Below are 15,624 nucleotides of genomic sequence, written 5' to 3'. Positions count from 1 at the left end.
CATGAGCGAACTCCGCCCCGACACGAAGGCCGTGCACATCCCGATGCCGCCCATCGACGGCAGCCGTCCGATCACCATGCCCATCTACCAGACCTCCGGGTTCGTCTTCGACGACCCCGCCGTGATGGCCGCGTCGATGGGACGCCCCGACGGATCATACGTGTACGGGCGCTACAGCAACCCGACAGTGCGTTCGCTGGAACTGGCCGTGGCCGGGCTGGAGGGCGGGACCAGCGCCATCGCCACCGGATCGGGCATGGGGGCGATCAACGTCGTCCTGCTCGGTCTGCTGCGGCCCGGCGACCACCTGGTGGCCCAGCGCTCCCTCTACGGCGGCACGGCCGCGATGATCAACGAGCTGGCCGAGCGGTTCGGGATCACCGTCTCCTACGTGCCGGAGAACGACCCCGCCGCCCTGCGCGCCGCCGTACGTCCCGAGACGAAGCTCGTCTACCTGGAGACGATCAGCAACCCGATGACGCTGGTCGCCGATCTGCCCGCGATGTGCCAGGCCGCCCGCGAGCTCGGCATCCTGTCCGTGGTGGACAACACGTTCGCCACGCCGCTGCTGTGCCGGCCTTTCGAGCACGGCGCGGACATCGTCGTGCACTCCACCACCAAATACCTGTCGGGTCACACCGACGTGGTGGGCGGCATCGCGGTCTTCGCCGACCAGGAGCTCTACGAGCGGGCCTGGCGTTTCGCGATCGAGCTCGGGGCCTCGGCCGACCCGTTCGCGGCCTGGTTGACGCTGCGCGGGCTGCAGACGCTGGCGCTGCGCATGGAACGCCACTGCTCCAACGCCGAATTCCTGGCCACCCGGCTGGCCGAGCACCCCGCCGTCACCGCGGTCCACTGGCCGGGGCTGGCCTCGCATCCCTCGTACGAGCTGGCGGGCAAGCTGCTGCCCGGGTTCGGCGGGGTGTTCTCGTTCGACCTGGCCGGCGGGCGGGCGGCGGGGGAGAAGTTCATGAGCTCCGTACGCCTGGCGCTGCTCGCGCCCTCGCTCGGCGGCGTCGAGACGCTCATCCTGCATCCCGCGACCACCTCGCACCGCTCGCTGAGCCCCGACGAGCTGCGGCGCAGCGGCATCGGGGAGGGCACGGTACGCGTCTCCGTCGGCATCGAGCATCCCGAGGACCTGTGGGCCGACGTGGCCCAGGCCCTGGCATAGCCTCGCATCATGTGCGCTGTTACTCATGAGGACGTACGCGCGGCGGCCGACAGGATCGGCGGTCACGTGCTCCGCACGCCCGTCATCGAGGTCGCCGACGGGTTGTGGCTGAAGCTGGAGCTGCTGCAGCACTCGGGCTCGTTCAAGGTGCGCGGGGCGTTCAACCGCATGCTGTCCGCCGGCGAACTGCCGGAGAGCGGGGTGATCGCCGCCAGCGGCGGCAATCACGGGCTGGCGGTGGCCTTCGCGGCGCGGGCGCTCGGGGCGCGGGCCGAGATCTTCGTGCCCGAGGTGACCAGCCCGGTGAAGGTGACCGGGCTGGCGGCGCTGGGGGCGCACATCACCCAGACCGGGGCCATCTACTCAGAGGCCGCCGAGGCCGCCGCCAAGCGGGCCGCCGAGAGCGGCGCCCTCATGGTGCACGCCTACGACCAGCCCGAGGTGGTGGCCGGGCAGGGGACGACGGGGCTGGAGCTGATGGAGCAGACCGGCGGCGTGGACACGGTGCTGGCGGCGGTCGGCGGCGGCGGCTTCGCGGCCGGCATCACGGTCGGCACGGCGGGCGGTGGCGGGCCGAAGATCGTGGCGGTCGAGCCGGAGCGGATCCCGACCCTGCACGCGGCGCGCCGGGCGGGCGAGCCGGTGCCGGTGGAGGTCAGCGGCGTGGCGGCCGACGCGCTCGGCGCCTCCAGGATCGGCGGGCTGGCGTTCGAGATCCTGTCCGGCGACCGGGTGGAGAGCGTCCTCGTGACGGACGAGGCGATCGTGGCCGCCCGGCGCACCCTCTGGGAGCGGCACCGGGTGGCGGCCGAGCACTCCGGCGCCGCCGCCTACGCGGCGCTGCTGTCGGGCGTCTACACCCCCGCGCCCGGGGAGCGGGTGGCCGTGGTGGTGTGCGGCTCGAACACCGACCCCGCCACCCTCACCACGGACTGACCCCCTCCCGTCCCGGCTGCCGCCGAGGCCGGTGCGTGGTGGCCGGTGGGAGGCCGGCCACCACGTCAGGTCAGCTGTAGGTGTGCTCGGGCGCGGGGAACGCCCCGGACGTCACGTCGCCGGCGAAGGCGCGCACCGCGCGGTCCATCTCCTCCGCCAGACCCGAATACCGCTTGACGAACCTGGCCGGACGCGGCGTGAGCCCCATCAGGTCCTGCCACACCAGCACCTGCGCGTCCGTCGCCGCCCCGGCCCCGATGCCGATCGTCGGGATCGCCAGCGACGTCGTCACCCGCTGCGCCAGGTCGGCCGGCACACACTCCAGCACCACGCTGAACGCCCCGGCCCGCTCCAGGTCCTTGGCGTCCGACATGAGCTCGTCGCCGGACTGCCCGCGCCCCTGCACCCGGTAGCCGCCCATGACGTTGACCGACTGGGGGGTCAGCCCGAGGTGCGCCATCACCGGCACGCCGGCCGACACCAGCGCCTCGACCTGTGGCAGGACCCGGCGGCCGCCCTCCAGCTTGACCGCGTGGGCGCCCGCCTCCTTCATGAAGCGGGCCGCCGACTCCAGCGCCTGCGCGGGCGAGGCCTGGTAGGAGCCGAACGGCAGGTCGGCGACCACGAGGGCGCGCGACGAGCCGCGGACGACGGCCGCCGTCAGGGGCAGCAGGTCGTCGACCGTGACCGGCAGTGTGGAGTCGTAGCCGTAGACGACCATCGCCGCCGAGTCGCCCACCAGCAGCACCGGGATGCCCGCCGCGTCGAACACCCGGGCCGTCATCGCGTCGTAGGCGGTGAGCATCGGCCACCGCTCTCCGCGCTCCTTGGCGGCGGTGAGGTCGCGGACGGTGACACGGCGTCCGGCCGCGCCGCCGTACAGCGTCGTCGAAGAAGTCGAAGAGGACATGAGTAACCCTCCAGAACCGTCTCGAGGCGCCCCAGCGGCGTCCCCGGACACATTTCCGATGATGTCACGCGGGCTCACGGGCGAAAACCAGTGGCGAAACTGTCGGTGCCTCTTGCCAGAATCAGTGCGGAGGTAACAAACACCATGGCTCTCGCCCCTTACCGGCGCCTGTTCGACATCCCCGGCGTCCCCACACTGCTCCTGGTGGGGCTGCTCGCCCGCGTGCCGGCCACGGCCACGGGCATGGCGCTGACCCTGCACGTGGCCGAGGTGATGGGCCTTCGCTACGGCCCCGCGGGGGTGGTCGCCATGGCCAGCACGATCGGCATGGCGATCGGCTCGCCGCTGGCGGGCAGGTTCGTCGACCGCCACGGCCTGCGTCCCGTCCTGACGGTCACCACGGTGGCGCAGGCGGCCTTCTGGTCGTGCGCGTGGGCGCTGCCGTTCCCCGCCCTGGTGGCGGCGGCGGCGCTGGCCGGGCTGCTGGGGCTGCCCGTGTTCAGCGTGACCAGGCAGTGCCTGGCCGCCATGGTGCCGGTCGAGCAGCGGCGCACCGGGTTCGCGCTCGACTCGATGCTGGTCGAGCTGTCCTACATGGCCGGGCCCGCGCTCGCCGTGGCGGGCATCACGACGCTCGGCAGCGGCGTGACGATGACGGTCATCGGCGTCGGCATGTCCGCGGCGGGCCTGGCGCTGATCGTGCTCAATCCGCCCGTCCGCTCGGCCGAGGAGCTCGCGCAGGCCGGGGGCGGCAAGGCGCGGGTGCCGCGCCGTCAGTGGCTCACCCCCGCCTTCGTGGCGCTGCTCGGCACGGCGGCCGCGGCCACGTTCGTGCTCACCGCGACCGAGCTGTCCCTGGTCGCCACCATGAACCAGGCGGGCCAGACCGCGTGGGTGGGGCTGGCCGTGGCCATCTGGTGCGTCTTCTCGCTCATCGGCGGTTTCGTGTACGGCGGCCTGTCCAGGGGGCTGTCACCCTTGGGCCTGATCGCCGCGATGGGGCTGGCGACCGTTCCCGTGGCGCTGGTCGGAGGCGGATGGCACTGGCTGATCCTGGCCCTGCTGCCGGCTGGGCTGCTCTGCGCGCCGTCCCTGTCCGCCACGGTCGACGCGCTCACCCGATGGGTGCCCAGCCAGGCGAGGGGCGAGGCGATGGGCTTCCACGGCACCGCCCTGCTGATCGGCGGCGCGGCCTCGGCGCCGATCGCGGGCGCCGTCATCGACGGGATGGGGCCGGAGTGGGCGTTCGTCGTGGCCGGGCTGACCGGCGTGGCCATGGTCCTGGTCGCACTCCCGTTCTGGCGCCGCCGCCCGGCCCCGGCCACCGTCATCGCACCGCCCGCTGAGGCCGCCGACGTGGTCGGCGTGGTGGAAACGGCTGAGCCGGTGGCCGACCCGGTGCCGGCGGTCCCGGCCGCCGGAGAAGCCGTCGCGGCGACCGCGGCGGCGTCAGCGGCGGTGCCGTCGCCGCGCGATTGACCGTCGCCGGGTCGTCGGGCGGGTGGTCGGGTCGGCGAGTGGCTGTGGTCGGTGAGCGGCTCTGTGGTCCGACATGTCCGACGAGTCCGCGGGTGCTCGGCCTGTCCAAGGTGCTCGTGCGGTCAGCGGTGACGATGTGGTCAACGTCACCCGAGAGTTGAGACGACTTTCGGCGTCGTCGTCGTTGGAGCACAGTGGGCCCGGCGCGGCTCGCTCTCAGACGCGCCGAGGCCGGTCGAGCTGACGAACGGACAGCCGTTCGCGGGTGTTGCCTGTGCGGCAGGTGCTGGTCGGCGAGGTCATCGGGGGCCTGGCCGCGCGGCGGGGGACACCGGCCACCGGAGCCAGGGGAATGCGCCTGACCTGGGCGGATACAGGCTCACCTCAGGCGTCGGGTCCTGGACGGCGAGAGTTTACCCAGGGTTTACGAAACGAGACCGTTGCGTATCGGAATAGCTTGCGATACGGTGACGTTGCGAAACTTAGTCGTATCGAATTTAAGGACTCTCCATGGAAGTCAACACGGGGCATCCACGCCGCTGGGGAATCCTCGGCGTGCTGGTGTTCAGCCTGCTGGCGGTCGTCCTGGACAACACGATCCTCAACGTCGCGATGAAGACCATCGCCGACAAGACGGTCGGTCTGGGCGCCACGCAGAGTGAGCTGGAATGGGCGATCAACTCCTACACGCTGGTGTTCGCCGGATTGTTGTTCACGTTCGGGGTGATCGGTGACAGGACCGGACGCAAGCGCATGTTGTTCATCGGCATGGCGCTGTTCGGCCTGGCCTCACTGGCCAGTGCCTACTCTCAGGATCCGACGCAGCTGATCCTGGCCAGGGCGGCGATGGGCATCGGCGGTGCGGCGATCATGCCGGCCACGCTGGCCATCATCTCCAACGTCTTCCCGCCCGCTGAGCGGGGCAAGGCGATCGGGGTGTGGGCCGGTGGCGTCGGGATCGCGGTGGCGATCGGGCCGATCACCGGCGGGGTGCTGATCGAGCACTTCTGGTGGGGCTCGGTCTTCCTGGTGAACGTGCCGATCGTGGTGATCAGCATGATCCTCATCGCGACCGTCGTGCCCGAGTCGCGCGACCCGAAGCCGTCCAAGCTCGACCCGGTCGGCGTGGTGCTGTCGATCATCGGTCTGGTGGCCGTCGTGTACGGCATCATCCGCGGCGGCGAGCTGGCCACCGTGGCCAGCGCCGAGGTGCTGGTGCCCACCCTGTCCGGCCTGGCGGTGCTGGGTTTGTTCGTCTGGTGGGAGCGGCGCATCGACCACCCGGTCTTCGACGTGCGCAGCTTCGTCGACGCCCGGTTCAGCACGGCCATCGGCCTGATGGGCATCATGTTCTTCGCGATGATGGGCGGGATGTTCTTCCTCACGTTCTACCTGCAGATCGTGCTGGGGTTCACGCCGATCCAGGCGGGCGCGCTGATGATCCCGTTCGCCGCCGCTCAGCTGATCTTCGCGCCGCTCAGCCAGCGGGTGAACGAGCGCTTCGGCGCCAAGCTGTCGGCCGGCGTCAGCATGGGCGTGGTGGCGCTGGTGCTGGCCAGCTACGCGTTCATGGACCAGAACACGCCCGTTCTGCTGATCGAGGTCATCTTCTTCGTCCAGGGCGCCGCGATGGCCAACATCATGCCGCCCGCCACCACCGCCATCATGGAGTCGCTGCCCAGGGAGAAGGCCGGCGTCGGCTCGGCGATGAGCAACACCGTCCGCCAGGTGTCCGGGGCGCTCGGCGTGGCCGTGCTCGGCTCGGTGCTGTCGTCCAGCTACCGGGGCGGGATCGCGCCCGCGCTGGACGGGCTGCCCGCGGGCGTCCAGCACGCGGCCGGTGAGTCGATCATGGCGACGATGGGCGTCGCGCAGCAGCTGGGCGAACGGGGCCAGGCGCTGGTCCAGCCCGCCTTCCACGCCTTCGTCGAAGGCATGCACATCACGGCGACGGTCTCCGCGGTGATCGCGCTGATCGGCCTGGCCGTGGTGGTGCGGTGGATGCCCGGCAAGCCACGCGCCGCCAAGCACGCCGAGCGGCGCGAACCGGTGCTGTCGTCCTCCTCCGGGTGAGAAGACGCACCGGCCGATGCGGCGATCAGTCGCTCACAAGGGAGGCGGACGCGCGGAAGGCGCGTCGCCTCCCCATGTCGGACCACAGCGCTCCCGCGCTGTAGAGGTATGGTGAGGCCGCGATGTCGATCCAGGAATCCGCGACCGCCCGCCCGGCGGGCCGTCCGCGCAGCGAGAAGGCCGAGAAGGCGATCATCGAGGCGACCCTCGACCTGATCGCCGCCGGCATGGGCGTGTCCGAGCTGACCATCGAGGCGATCGCCGCGAAGGCGGGCGTCGGCAAGACCACCATCTACCGGCGCTGGTCCAACAAGGAGGACCTGATCGTGGACGCCCTGGCCACGCTCAAGGCGCCGATGCCAGAGCTGGCCGGCACGTCCGTACGCGACGACCTGATCAGCCTGGTCGAGGCGATGCGCAAGGAGTCGGGCGAGAAGCGCGGCCGGTGCGTGATGAACATCGCGATGAGCGAGGCCGACCGCTATCCCCGGCTGATGGAACGCTTCCTCAAGCGCGCCGTCGTGCCGCGCCGGGAGGCGATGCGCGCCGTGATCGAGCGCGGCGTCGCCACCGGCGAGCTCAGGCCCGACCTCGACGTCGACATGGGCATGGCGCTCATCTCCGGCGCCATGCTCTGGCACACCAAGTGGGGTCCCGCCGGCGCCCTCCCGCTCGACCTGGCCCAGCGCGTCGTGGACGCGGCCCTGGCCGGAATGGCGCCCTGAGGCCGCCGGCGGCCTGATGCGGCGGCCTGATGCAGAGGGTTGGTTCAGCGGTCTGGTTCGGCGGCCTTCTTCAGCGGCCTGATGAGGTCCTGCGGCGGAACAGCAGGGCCGCCGCGGGCAGGCACACTGCGACGATGCCCGCGATCCAGACCGCGGCCACCGCCCCGGACGAGCCCATCGGCAGGTCCAGCAGCAGCGCCCGCATCGTCTCGATGATCGGCGTGAGCGGCTGGGCGTCGGCGAAGGCCCGCAGCGGACCCGGCATGGTCTCGGCCGGCACGATGCCGTCCGACACGTACGGCAGGAACAGCACGACGAAGCTGAACGCCCCCGCGGCCTGGGAAGAGCTGACCAGCAGCCCCCAGACGGCCGCCAGCGCGGACATCGCCAGCACGTACCCCGTGACCAGGACGAGCACGAGAGCCCAGTCGGCGGGGGTGGCGTCCGGGCGGAAGCCGAGCAGCAGCGCGGCGGCCAGCGCGATGGCCGAGGACGCCACATTGCGGATCACCGAGGCCACGACATGCCCGGCGGGGACCACCCAGCCGCTGATGGGCAGGGTACGGAACCGGTCGAGCATGCCTCCCGTCATGTCCTCGGCGATGGTCACGGCGGTGAGGGCGGCGCCGTACCCGCCGGACATCAGCAGCACGGCGGGCACCACGAAGTCGATGTAGTCCAGGCCGCTGGACCCGGTCGTGATCGCGCCGCCGAACACGTACACGAACAGAATCATGATCATCACGGGCAGGGCCGTGTTGACGATGAGGCCGTCCAGGACGCGCGTCTCCCGGCGCAGATCCCGGACGACGAGACGGCGCAGGTCGCGCGCGGCGGCGACGGGGATGCTCATGCCGGGGCCGCCTTGTGCTCGGACGCCGGCGTTCATGTCGAGGTCGCCGGGTGCTCGGACGTGGGTGTTCATGCCGCGACCGCCGTCAGCTCGAAGAAGACGTCGTCCAGGGTGGGGGTGCGCAGCTCGACGTGGGCGACGGCGATGCCCGCCGCGTGCAGGGAGTCCAGTGCGCGGCGCAGGTGGTCGGGGTCCTGGACGGCCAGCGTGAGCTCCCCCTTCTCCGTGTCCAGGTGAGCGCCGTACGTGGCCAGCGCGGCGGCGGCCGCGGGCAGGTCGGCGGGCCGGGCCGGGCGTACGGCCAGGCGTTCCGAACCGACCTGGCGTTTCAGCACGGCGGGGGAGTCGTCGGCGACCACCCGCCCGCCGTCGATCACCACGACGCGGTCGGCGAGGTGGTCGGCCTCCTCCAGGTACTGCGTGGTGAGCAGGATGGTGGTGCCGGTGGCGAGCAGTTCGCGGATCACCGACCACAGCTCGGCGCGGCTGCGCGGGTCGAGCCCGGTCGTCGGCTCGTCGAGGAACAGGATGGGCGGCTCGGACACCATGCTGACCGCCAGGTCCAGCCGCCGGCGCATGCCGCCCGAGTACGTGCCGGCCAGGCGGCCCGCGGCGTCGGTCAGGCCGAAGCGTTCCAGCAGTTCCTGCGCCCGCGCGCGGGCCCGCCGGCCGCCGAGGTGGTTCAGGCCGGCGAAGAGCTCGAGGTTCTCCCGCCCGGTGAGCAGGTCGTCGACGGTGGCCTGCTGCGAGGTCAGCCCGATGGCCCGGCGCACGGCCACGCCCTCGCGCATCACGTCGTGCCCGGCCACCGTGGCGGTGCCGCCGTCGGGGGCGAGCAACGTGGTCAGGATGCGCACGGTCGTCGTCTTTCCCGAGCCGTTCGGCCCGAGCAGCGCGACGAGGGAGCCGGTGGGCACGGTCAGGTCGATTCCGCTCAACACCGGCGTGGCCCCGTACGACTTGGTGAGCCCCCGTGCCACGATGGAATCTGTGAATGACTTACTGTGTATGGCGTTCATAGTTTCAAGATAGTGCAGAATCCCAGGGAGTGAGTCAAGGAGGACTTTCGATGGCGGACGGACGGTCACTGCCCCCCGTGCTGCAGCGGATGTGGGGCCGCGAGCCCGCGCCGCGCAGGGGGCCGCGGCCACGGCTCGACCTGGCCATGATCACCGCCGCCGCCATCGAGATCGCCGACGCGGACGGGCTGGCCGGCGTCTCCATGAGCAGCGTGGCCGGGCGGGTCGGGGTCGCGACCACCGCCCTCTACCGCTACGTGGCCAGCAAGGACGACCTGCTCACGTCGATGGCCGACGGCGTGGTGCCCGCCCCGCCCGACCCGGCGGGTATGCCCTGGCGCGACTACCTCGCGGTGTGGACCAGGGCCCAGCGCGACATCGTGCTCGATCACCCCTGGCTGCTGGCCGTCACCCGCTTCGCACCGCCCCTGGGCCCGCGCCGGCTGCTCTGGCTGGACCGGGCGCTGGCCGCGCTCGACGGCACGGGCCTCGACGACGGCGAGAAGATCAACGTGGCCAGCAGCCTGACCGGCTACGCGCTGACCGACGCGGCGCTCACGCACACGCTCGCCTCGGGCTCTCCCGAGCTGGTGGACAGCGGGATCGAGGGCGCCACCGCGTACGGGGAGGTGCTGGCCGAGGTGCTCGACCCGGAGACCTATCCCGCCCTGTCGGCGGCCATGCGCTCGGGCGTCATGGGCGGGGTCGAGGGCTGGTCGGACGCCGACGACTTCCGCTTCGGCCTCGACCTGCTGCTCGACGGCATCGAGCAACTGGTCGCACGGCGCGCCTCGGGCCGGTGACGCCGGAGGGGCGTGGTTGCTCGGTGAGCAGACGGCGGACCCGCTCGGGGCCGATCCTGCCCGGTGGGACGTCGGCCCCTGAGGGCCCCGGTCCGGAGGTGCCTGCCCTCTGAGGCGCCTGTTTCCATGACGCTGTCCAGGAGCTCTGGGGGCGGCCCGAGGAGACGTGGGCGTCGCCGGGGTCGATGGATGAGCAGCGCGGGGACGTTCCCCTGAGACCTTTGCCGGCGATGGCAGGGGTCAGGCGCCGGACGGGTCGCGGAGGGCGAGGGCCTCGGCGTCGGTCAGTCCCTTGCGGGCGGCCACTCGCCGGCGCGCCCGTACCTGCGCGCTCGTACGAGGGCGGAACTTGGGTTCCTGGCCGCATCCGCACGGCTCGAACCCCTCGTACCGCAGCCCGGCCGCCAGCACGGCGGCCACGGCCCGCCAGCCGCGCTCGTCACCCCGGCGCGGCGCGGCGAAGTCGTGACCGGCGAAGAGCATCGGCTTACGGCAGCGGGCACAGCGGCTCTCACCCGCGCGCCACGGCTGCTTGCAACTGCGGCGACAGGGGACGCACACGTAGTGGACCTTGTAGTGGACCTCGGCGTAGGTGCACATGAACGCCAGGCTACCGGCCGCACGATCACGACCGCAGGCCGTTTTCCGGCACCCGGCCGCTCCCATGGGCCGGTGTCATGACCGGTTCGACGCCGGTGCGGAGTGGGGATCGCGCTGGCGCAAGGCGGAGGTGAGCATGGTGTCGAGCGCCTGCTGGGACGTCCGCAGGCGGTCGATCTCGGCGGCGATGCGCTGCTGTTCATGCCGCAGGTCGGTGACCATCCCGGGGCAGCCGGTCGGGACCATCCGTTCGCCGTCGTCGTCGTGCACGCAGTCCAGCAGGCGGGCGATGACGGCGGTCGGCAGGCCGGCGGCGAGCATCGCGCGGATGTGGCGCACGCCGGCCACGTCCGCCTCCGCGTACTCGCGGTAGCCGTTGGGCAGCCGCCGGGGCCGCAGCAACCCCTGCTCCTCGTAGTAGCGCAACAACCTCCTGCTCACCCCGGTCTCGCGCGCCAGGTCGCCGATCTTCATGCGTTCGCCTTGACCTTCACATCGATGTGACGCCTTACCGTCCCGACTGTCAGTCGCAACAACGTCAAGGAGGAGATCGATGCCGGGAGCGGTCATCATCGGGGCGGGTCCTGGAATCGGGCGGTCCGTCGCCCGCCGGTTCGCGAAGGAAGGACTTCGGGTGGCTCTCGTCTCCCGTACCGGCGGCACTCTCGACCTGGAGGGGGCGCTCGCGTACCGGGCCGACAGCACGAACGAGGACGAACTGCGCGCCGCACTCGACGCGGCGGCGGGGGAGCTCGGGACGCCGGACGTCGTGGTCTACAACGCCGCGATCATCCGCCGCGACTCGCCGGCGGAGGCGAGCGCTCGCGTGCAGCTCGACGCGTGGGCGGTCAACGTGGTCGGCGCGCTGGTCACGGCCGCGCACGTGGCCCCCGCGATGGCGGAACGGGGCGGCGGCACGTTCATCGTGACGGGCGGCATGCCCGAGCCCAAGGCCGGCTACGTCAGCCTCTCCCTCGGCAAGGCGGGCGTGCGCACGCTGGTGGCCTTGCTGGACGAGGAGTACGGACTCTCGGGCGTCCACGCGGCCAGCGTCACCGTCGCCGGCCCCGTCGCCCCCGGCACGGACTTCGACCCCGACGACATCGCCGGGCACTACTGGCGCCTGCACACGCAGCCGCGCGAACGGTGGGAACGAGAGGTCCTCCACACCGGCACCACGTAGGAGCGGAACGGCTGGCTGGGGGTTTGTTCGGTTAGTCGTGTGTACGTGGTCTGGGCGATTCGCGGGTCCACCTGCTGGATGATCCGGATCCCAGCGGGGGCTGCGACCACAGGTGGGCCGACTCCGCCGGGGCGTAGCGGCCGGCCAGGTTTGGTGGTGCACATGGCCAGCCGCTGGACGACTGACCGGAGACCGGAAGAGCAGGGTGCCGCCTTGCGGACTTGGCTGTCTTCGAGCGGGTTCAGCGGCCGGCGGAGGGCTTGGTGGTTCGTGTGGCCAGCCGCTGGACGACTGACGGGAGACCGGTAGAACAGCGCGCCGCCTTGCCGGCGCGGTTGTTTTGAAGCGGTTTCTGCGGCCGGTGGTGGGGTCAGGTGGTGAGTTTCCAGAACCAGCCGAGGGGACGCAGGCCCAGTCGTTGTGCCACTCGCTGGGAGGAGTGGTTGTCGGCGCTCGTGCTGTAGAACAACCGGAGTCCGGGCAGCATCCCGGCCCAGACGGCGGTGGTGGCGGCGGCGTAGCCTCGGCCCCGGTACGCGGGTGCGGTCCAGGTGCCGGCCTCGGCTCCGGCCGGGGTCAGGCGGGCGGTGTGGCAGAGGGCCGCCACCTCGCCGTCCTCGACGATCATCGCCCAGGGTGCGCCTTCGCCGCCGCTGACGAGTTCGTCCCATTCGTCGGGGTCCCAGCCCTCCGCCCGCAGCGGACGTACGAGTGCGGCGTGCGCGGGCTCGTCCGACCTGAGCACGTCCACGGGGACGTCGTAGCGGACGGGTGGCGTCACCAGATAGCTCGGCCCGCCCGACACCGCCACCCCGTCGCCGCCCAGCAGCGCGCGGCAAGCCTCCAGCACGCCAGGCACCGCCCCGAATGCCGCTGTCCCGGACGCCGCCTTGATCGTTGTCTTGCGCTCCGCCCCGACGGCTGTACCGGGCGTCGTCCCCGTGGCCGTCCCCGGCGTCGTTCCGAGGGGCGTCCCGGGTGTCGCTGCGGAGCTTGCCTCAGGTGTCGTCCCGATGGCCGTACTGGGTGTCGTTCTGATGGTTGTCCCGGGCGTTGTATCGATTGCCGTCTCGGATGTCGCCCCGAAGGCCGTCTCGGGCGCTGTCCCGGCGGCTGCCTCGGACGCCGTCCCGATGGCTGCACGGGATGCCCTTCCTAGGGCTGCTCCGGGCGTCGTCCCGGAGGTTGTCTCGGGCGTATCTCCGGAGATTGCCTCGTTCGCTGTCTCGTTGGCCGTCTCAGACGCTGTCCAGGAGGGTGTTTCGGGTATCGCCTCGTCAGGTGGCTGGGGTGTTGGTGTGGTGGCGAGGGCTAGGAGGGCTTGGGCGAGGGGGGTGGGTAGCTCGCGGTAGACGGCGGCGGTCAGGCCGTCGGCTGCCACGGCTATCACCATGGACTCCGGGCCGGGGAGGCGGCCCTGCTCGTCGAGTTGCCAGATGACGCCCAGCTCGATCCGGAGGAGGTCGGCGTCTGATGGGTTGTCGGGCGGCGGAGTCGTGGACACCTCAGGCATCTGATCAGCTTAGGGAATCGGTGGCGGCGACCAGGGTGAAGGGAATGGTGGCGGCCACCCGGCCGTTGACGATCACGTCGAGCTCTCTGGCGCCCAGTGGCTCGTCGCGGGTCGTGACCGGGCGGAAGGAGTGGCTCTTGCGTACGGTGAACGTGTCGCCGGGGCCGGCCGCCTCCCGCTGGCCCAGGTGGAACACGCGGCGCGAGCCCGTCCGTCTGACGGCGTATTTCAGCAGCACCGGCCCGGCCGCGCCCGCCGTGACCGTGATGGTGAAGCCCAGCTTCCCGCCCACGGGCACGGTGTCGGCCTCCAGGACCAGCCCCTCGACCGCGCCGCTGCCCGGCGTGGCTCCCACCAGGGTCAGCGCCTCGGGGTGGCCGGAGCGCAGCAGGCCGCGTACCGCATGGCGAAGGACCTTCTCCACGTGGGAGCCTCCGTCGGAGCGCCAGCGCGCCAGCAGCCGGATCGCCGCCTCCGGGTGGTCCTTGGCCAGGTCGTTGACGTGGTTGGCGACCGAGCGGCGTACGTATTCGCTCGGGTCGTCGCGCAGCCGGTCGAGCAGGGGCAGGGTCGGCCCCGGCGTCATCAGCCAGCCGACCCGCCCGGCCCAGGGCAGCCGGGGACGCGAGCCCTCGGAGGCCAGCCGTCTCAGGTGCTCGTCCGGTGACTCCGCCCAGCCGTACATGATCTTCAACGCGTCGTCGCGATAACGCTCCAGATAGGGGCGTACGGCGAACTCGCCCGTGGCGTGAGGGGTCAGCACGGCCAGCGTGTCCATCGCGTCGTGCAGGTGGTCGAGGCCCCTGCCCGCCGTGTGCTCGGTGGCGGGCCAGCCGCTCCACATGTCCAGCCGCGGCCCCGACCGGACGCACTCGCGGACCAGCTCGGCCGCCTCCGGATAGGGGAGGGGCAGGGCGTCGTGGAGCGCCGCGGCGACGTGGGTGACGCGCGCCTTGAGCTCCAGCCCGTCGAGGCCGGCCAGGGCCTGCTCGACGAACCGGTCGCGGGGGAAGCGGCCCCAGGCCGCGGCCAGCCCGTCGGCCAGCACCGACACGGACCGGAGGTTGATCATTTCTTTCAGAGGTTGAGCCACGCGGCAACTGTGCCAGGCGGCACCGACAATTCATCGACCTGATCGATCTGATTGATCTGGCTGCGGCCGGGGTCGGCGCATCGCTGTCGTCGTCGATCCTCAGGAGCCGTTCGGCAACCGGTGCTCACTCGCCGTCGATCAGCGGGTGCTGTCCACTGCCGGTGATCAGTCGTCGTCGCCGGTGATCGGCGGGCGTCGGTCAGGCGTCGTCGCGCAGGCGGGTGAAGTAGTCCTGCATGGACGGGTGGTAGGCGTCGAAGCCGGGAGCAGGTGAGCCGTCGCGGGAGGCGACGAGGAGGTCCAGGTAGTACTCCCAGCCGGGGCCGATGTCGCCGATCCCGTCCTCCGATTCCAGATGCTGGACGAAGCGCAGCTCGGTCACGCCCTCCTGCTCGGTCAGCAGCAGTTCGAGGTGCCAGGCGCCGGCGTCGTCGAGCGAGGAGATCGCCAGCCGGCGCGGTGGCTCGCACGCGTCGATGCGCATGTCGTACCAGGGCATCTGTTCCTCGTAACGGAGCTGCACCTTGATCGTGTTGCCGGGCGCCGCGTCGCCCTCCCACGGGCCGAACCAGCGGGCCGTGCGGTCGGACTCGGTGATGCTGGCCCACACGTCCTCGGCGGGCGCGCGGAAGGTCCTGGTGAGGACGAGGTCGCTGCCTTCCTCCGTGCGGAACAGTCTGCCTGTGGGGATGGGGCTCGGGCTCATGCCGAGTGTTCCTCTCTGCCGGTCGTGCCACTTGTGCTGCTCGGACTGCTGGTCCTGCTCGTGCCGGCGGTGTCGCGGCGGGTCCGGTAGACCTCGGTCTCCAGCGCGTCGAAGCGGTGCTCCCAGCCGGACGGGCGCACGAACGCCGCCAGCCAGGCGACGAGCTCGGTGAATGGCTCCGGGTCGAGCGTGTAGAAGCGCTGTCTGCCGACGAGCTCGTCGCGGACCAGCCCGCTTTCCCGCAGCACCCGAAGGTGGCGGCTCACGGCGGGTCTGCTGATCGCGAACTGCCCGGCGAGCTCGCCCGCGGTGAGCCGTCCGTCTCTGAGCAGCACGAGGATCCGCCGCCGCACCGGATCCGCGATCGCTCCCGCTACCTCGTCCACCCGGAAAGCGTAACTCACTGGTTACGCTTTCCGCCAGAGGTATCCAGGCATTCGGTCGGTACGTGGCAAGTCACGTCAAGTCGGGCACCTCGCGTCGGAGCGTGTCGGGCCAGACGAAGACGGCACGCGGAGACGGGCCGGACAAACGGCGGGTGACGAGGGTATGTGTGT

Annotated in this window: 17 protein-coding genes; 8 read left to right on the top strand and 9 right to left on the bottom strand. The window is 71.6% G+C overall.

Going from position 1 to position 15,624, the window contains the following annotated elements; translation table 11 throughout:
• Nucleotide 1: 1 nt before the first annotated feature.
• Together OIE67_RS29445 and OIE67_RS29440 are read left to right on the top strand one after the other, a co-directional pair.
• Entirely contained in the window at nucleotides 2-1,174 is a 1,173-nt protein-coding gene (locus tag OIE67_RS29445; RefSeq protein ID WP_326626503.1) for a trans-sulfuration enzyme family protein, read from the top strand.
• Nucleotides 1,175-1,183: 9 nt separating this feature from the next.
• Complete coding sequence (locus OIE67_RS29440; RefSeq protein WP_326626501.1) at nucleotides 1,184-2,110, top strand: threonine/serine dehydratase; 927 nt, start codon at nucleotides 1,184-1,186, stop codon at nucleotides 2,108-2,110.
• A gap of 70 nt (nucleotides 2,111-2,180) precedes the next feature.
• Here the strand turns inward: OIE67_RS29440 and panB are convergent, their stop codons facing one another.
• Nucleotides 2,181-3,020, bottom strand: coding sequence for a 3-methyl-2-oxobutanoate hydroxymethyltransferase (panB, locus tag OIE67_RS29435; RefSeq protein WP_326626499.1), 840 nt, complete (start codon nucleotides 3,018-3,020; stop codon nucleotides 2,181-2,183).
• A 144-nt stretch (nucleotides 3,021-3,164) separates the two neighbouring features.
• Here panB and OIE67_RS29430 point away from each other — a divergent pair, with 144 nt between their 5' ends.
• The 3 genes from OIE67_RS29430 (at nucleotide 3,165) to OIE67_RS29420 (ending at nucleotide 7,297) form a co-directional block, all read left to right on the top strand.
• Nucleotides 3,165-4,499 (top strand): MFS transporter, encoded by a 1,335-nt coding sequence (locus OIE67_RS29430; protein ID WP_326626497.1) that lies wholly within the window; start codon nucleotides 3,165-3,167, stop codon nucleotides 4,497-4,499.
• A gap of 510 nt (nucleotides 4,500-5,009) precedes the next feature.
• The gene (locus OIE67_RS29425) at nucleotides 5,010-6,572 is read left to right on the top strand and encodes an MFS transporter (protein ID WP_326626496.1); all 1,563 of its coding nucleotides are present in this window, start codon (nucleotides 5,010-5,012) and stop codon (nucleotides 6,570-6,572) included.
• A 122-nt stretch (nucleotides 6,573-6,694) separates the two neighbouring features.
• Nucleotides 6,695-7,297: a TetR/AcrR family transcriptional regulator gene (locus OIE67_RS29420; RefSeq protein ID WP_326626495.1), complete on the top strand. Its 603-nt coding sequence runs from the start codon at nucleotides 6,695-6,697 to the stop codon at nucleotides 7,295-7,297.
• A gap of 70 nt (nucleotides 7,298-7,367) precedes the next feature.
• Here OIE67_RS29420 and OIE67_RS29415 read toward each other — a convergent pair whose 3' ends face one another.
• Both OIE67_RS29415 and OIE67_RS29410 read right to left on the bottom strand, forming a co-directional pair.
• Nucleotides 7,368-8,222: an ABC transporter permease gene (locus OIE67_RS29415; protein WP_326626493.1), complete on the bottom strand. Its 855-nt coding sequence runs from the start codon at nucleotides 8,220-8,222 to the stop codon at nucleotides 7,368-7,370.
• Nucleotides 8,219-9,169 (bottom strand): ATP-binding cassette domain-containing protein, encoded by a 951-nt coding sequence (locus OIE67_RS29410; RefSeq protein ID WP_326626491.1) that lies wholly within the window; start codon nucleotides 9,167-9,169, stop codon nucleotides 8,219-8,221. Before OIE67_RS29410 ends, OIE67_RS29415 begins: the two co-directional genes overlap by 4 nt.
• A gap of 50 nt (nucleotides 9,170-9,219) precedes the next feature.
• On the opposite strand from OIE67_RS29410, the gene OIE67_RS29405 reads away from it, so the two are divergent.
• Nucleotides 9,220-9,972 carry a TetR/AcrR family transcriptional regulator C-terminal domain-containing protein gene (locus tag OIE67_RS29405; protein WP_326626489.1) on the top strand — a complete coding sequence of 251 codons (753 nt, stop codon included), beginning with the start codon at nucleotides 9,220-9,222 and terminating at the stop codon, nucleotides 9,970-9,972.
• Between the two features lie 240 nt (nucleotides 9,973-10,212).
• Here OIE67_RS29405 and OIE67_RS29400 read toward each other — a convergent pair whose 3' ends face one another.
• On the bottom strand, nucleotides 10,213-10,572 hold the full coding sequence (locus OIE67_RS29400; protein ID WP_326626487.1) for a hypothetical protein: 360 nt from the start codon (nucleotides 10,570-10,572) through the stop codon (nucleotides 10,213-10,215).
• Between the two features lie 75 nt (nucleotides 10,573-10,647).
• Complete coding sequence (locus OIE67_RS29395; RefSeq protein WP_326626485.1) at nucleotides 10,648-11,046, bottom strand: MerR family transcriptional regulator; 399 nt, start codon at nucleotides 11,044-11,046, stop codon at nucleotides 10,648-10,650.
• 79 nt (nucleotides 11,047-11,125) lie between these two features.
• Here OIE67_RS29395 and OIE67_RS29390 point away from each other — a divergent pair, with 79 nt between their 5' ends.
• On the top strand, nucleotides 11,126-11,755 hold the full coding sequence (locus OIE67_RS29390; RefSeq protein ID WP_326626483.1) for an SDR family NAD(P)-dependent oxidoreductase: 630 nt from the start codon (nucleotides 11,126-11,128) through the stop codon (nucleotides 11,753-11,755).
• 370 nt (nucleotides 11,756-12,125) lie between these two features.
• Here OIE67_RS29390 and OIE67_RS29385 read toward each other — a convergent pair whose 3' ends face one another.
• Nucleotides 12,126-12,605, bottom strand: coding sequence for a GNAT family N-acetyltransferase (locus tag OIE67_RS29385; protein WP_219911956.1), 480 nt, complete (start codon nucleotides 12,603-12,605; stop codon nucleotides 12,126-12,128).
• Between the two features lie 52 nt (nucleotides 12,606-12,657).
• On the opposite strand from OIE67_RS29385, the gene OIE67_RS29380 reads away from it, so the two are divergent.
• Nucleotides 12,658-13,107 carry a hypothetical protein gene (locus tag OIE67_RS29380; protein ID WP_326626479.1) on the top strand — a complete coding sequence of 150 codons (450 nt, stop codon included), beginning with the start codon at nucleotides 12,658-12,660 and terminating at the stop codon, nucleotides 13,105-13,107.
• Between the two features lie 165 nt (nucleotides 13,108-13,272).
• Here the strand turns inward: OIE67_RS29380 and OIE67_RS29375 are convergent, their stop codons facing one another.
• The 3 genes from OIE67_RS29375 to OIE67_RS29365 form a co-directional block, all read right to left on the bottom strand.
• Nucleotides 13,273-14,361, bottom strand: a complete 1,089-nt coding sequence (locus tag OIE67_RS29375; protein ID WP_326626477.1) for a DNA alkylation repair protein — start codon at nucleotides 14,359-14,361, stop codon at nucleotides 13,273-13,275.
• Nucleotides 14,362-14,560: 199 nt separating this feature from the next.
• The gene (locus tag OIE67_RS29370; protein ID WP_326626475.1) at nucleotides 14,561-15,067 is read right to left on the bottom strand and encodes an SRPBCC family protein; all 507 of its coding nucleotides are present in this window, start codon (nucleotides 15,065-15,067) and stop codon (nucleotides 14,561-14,563) included.
• Nucleotides 15,064-15,453, bottom strand: a complete 390-nt coding sequence (locus OIE67_RS29365) for a metalloregulator ArsR/SmtB family transcription factor (RefSeq protein WP_326626473.1) — start codon at nucleotides 15,451-15,453, stop codon at nucleotides 15,064-15,066. The genes OIE67_RS29370 and OIE67_RS29365 overlap by 4 nt, the downstream gene beginning before the upstream one ends.
• Nucleotides 15,454-15,624 lie beyond the last annotated feature (171 nt).

The organism is Nonomuraea fuscirosea (assembly GCF_035917475.1).
Taxonomy (GTDB): domain Bacteria; phylum Actinomycetota; class Actinomycetes; order Streptosporangiales; family Streptosporangiaceae; genus Nonomuraea; species Nonomuraea fuscirosea.
This window is presented reverse-complemented; position numbering and strand designations above follow the sequence as displayed.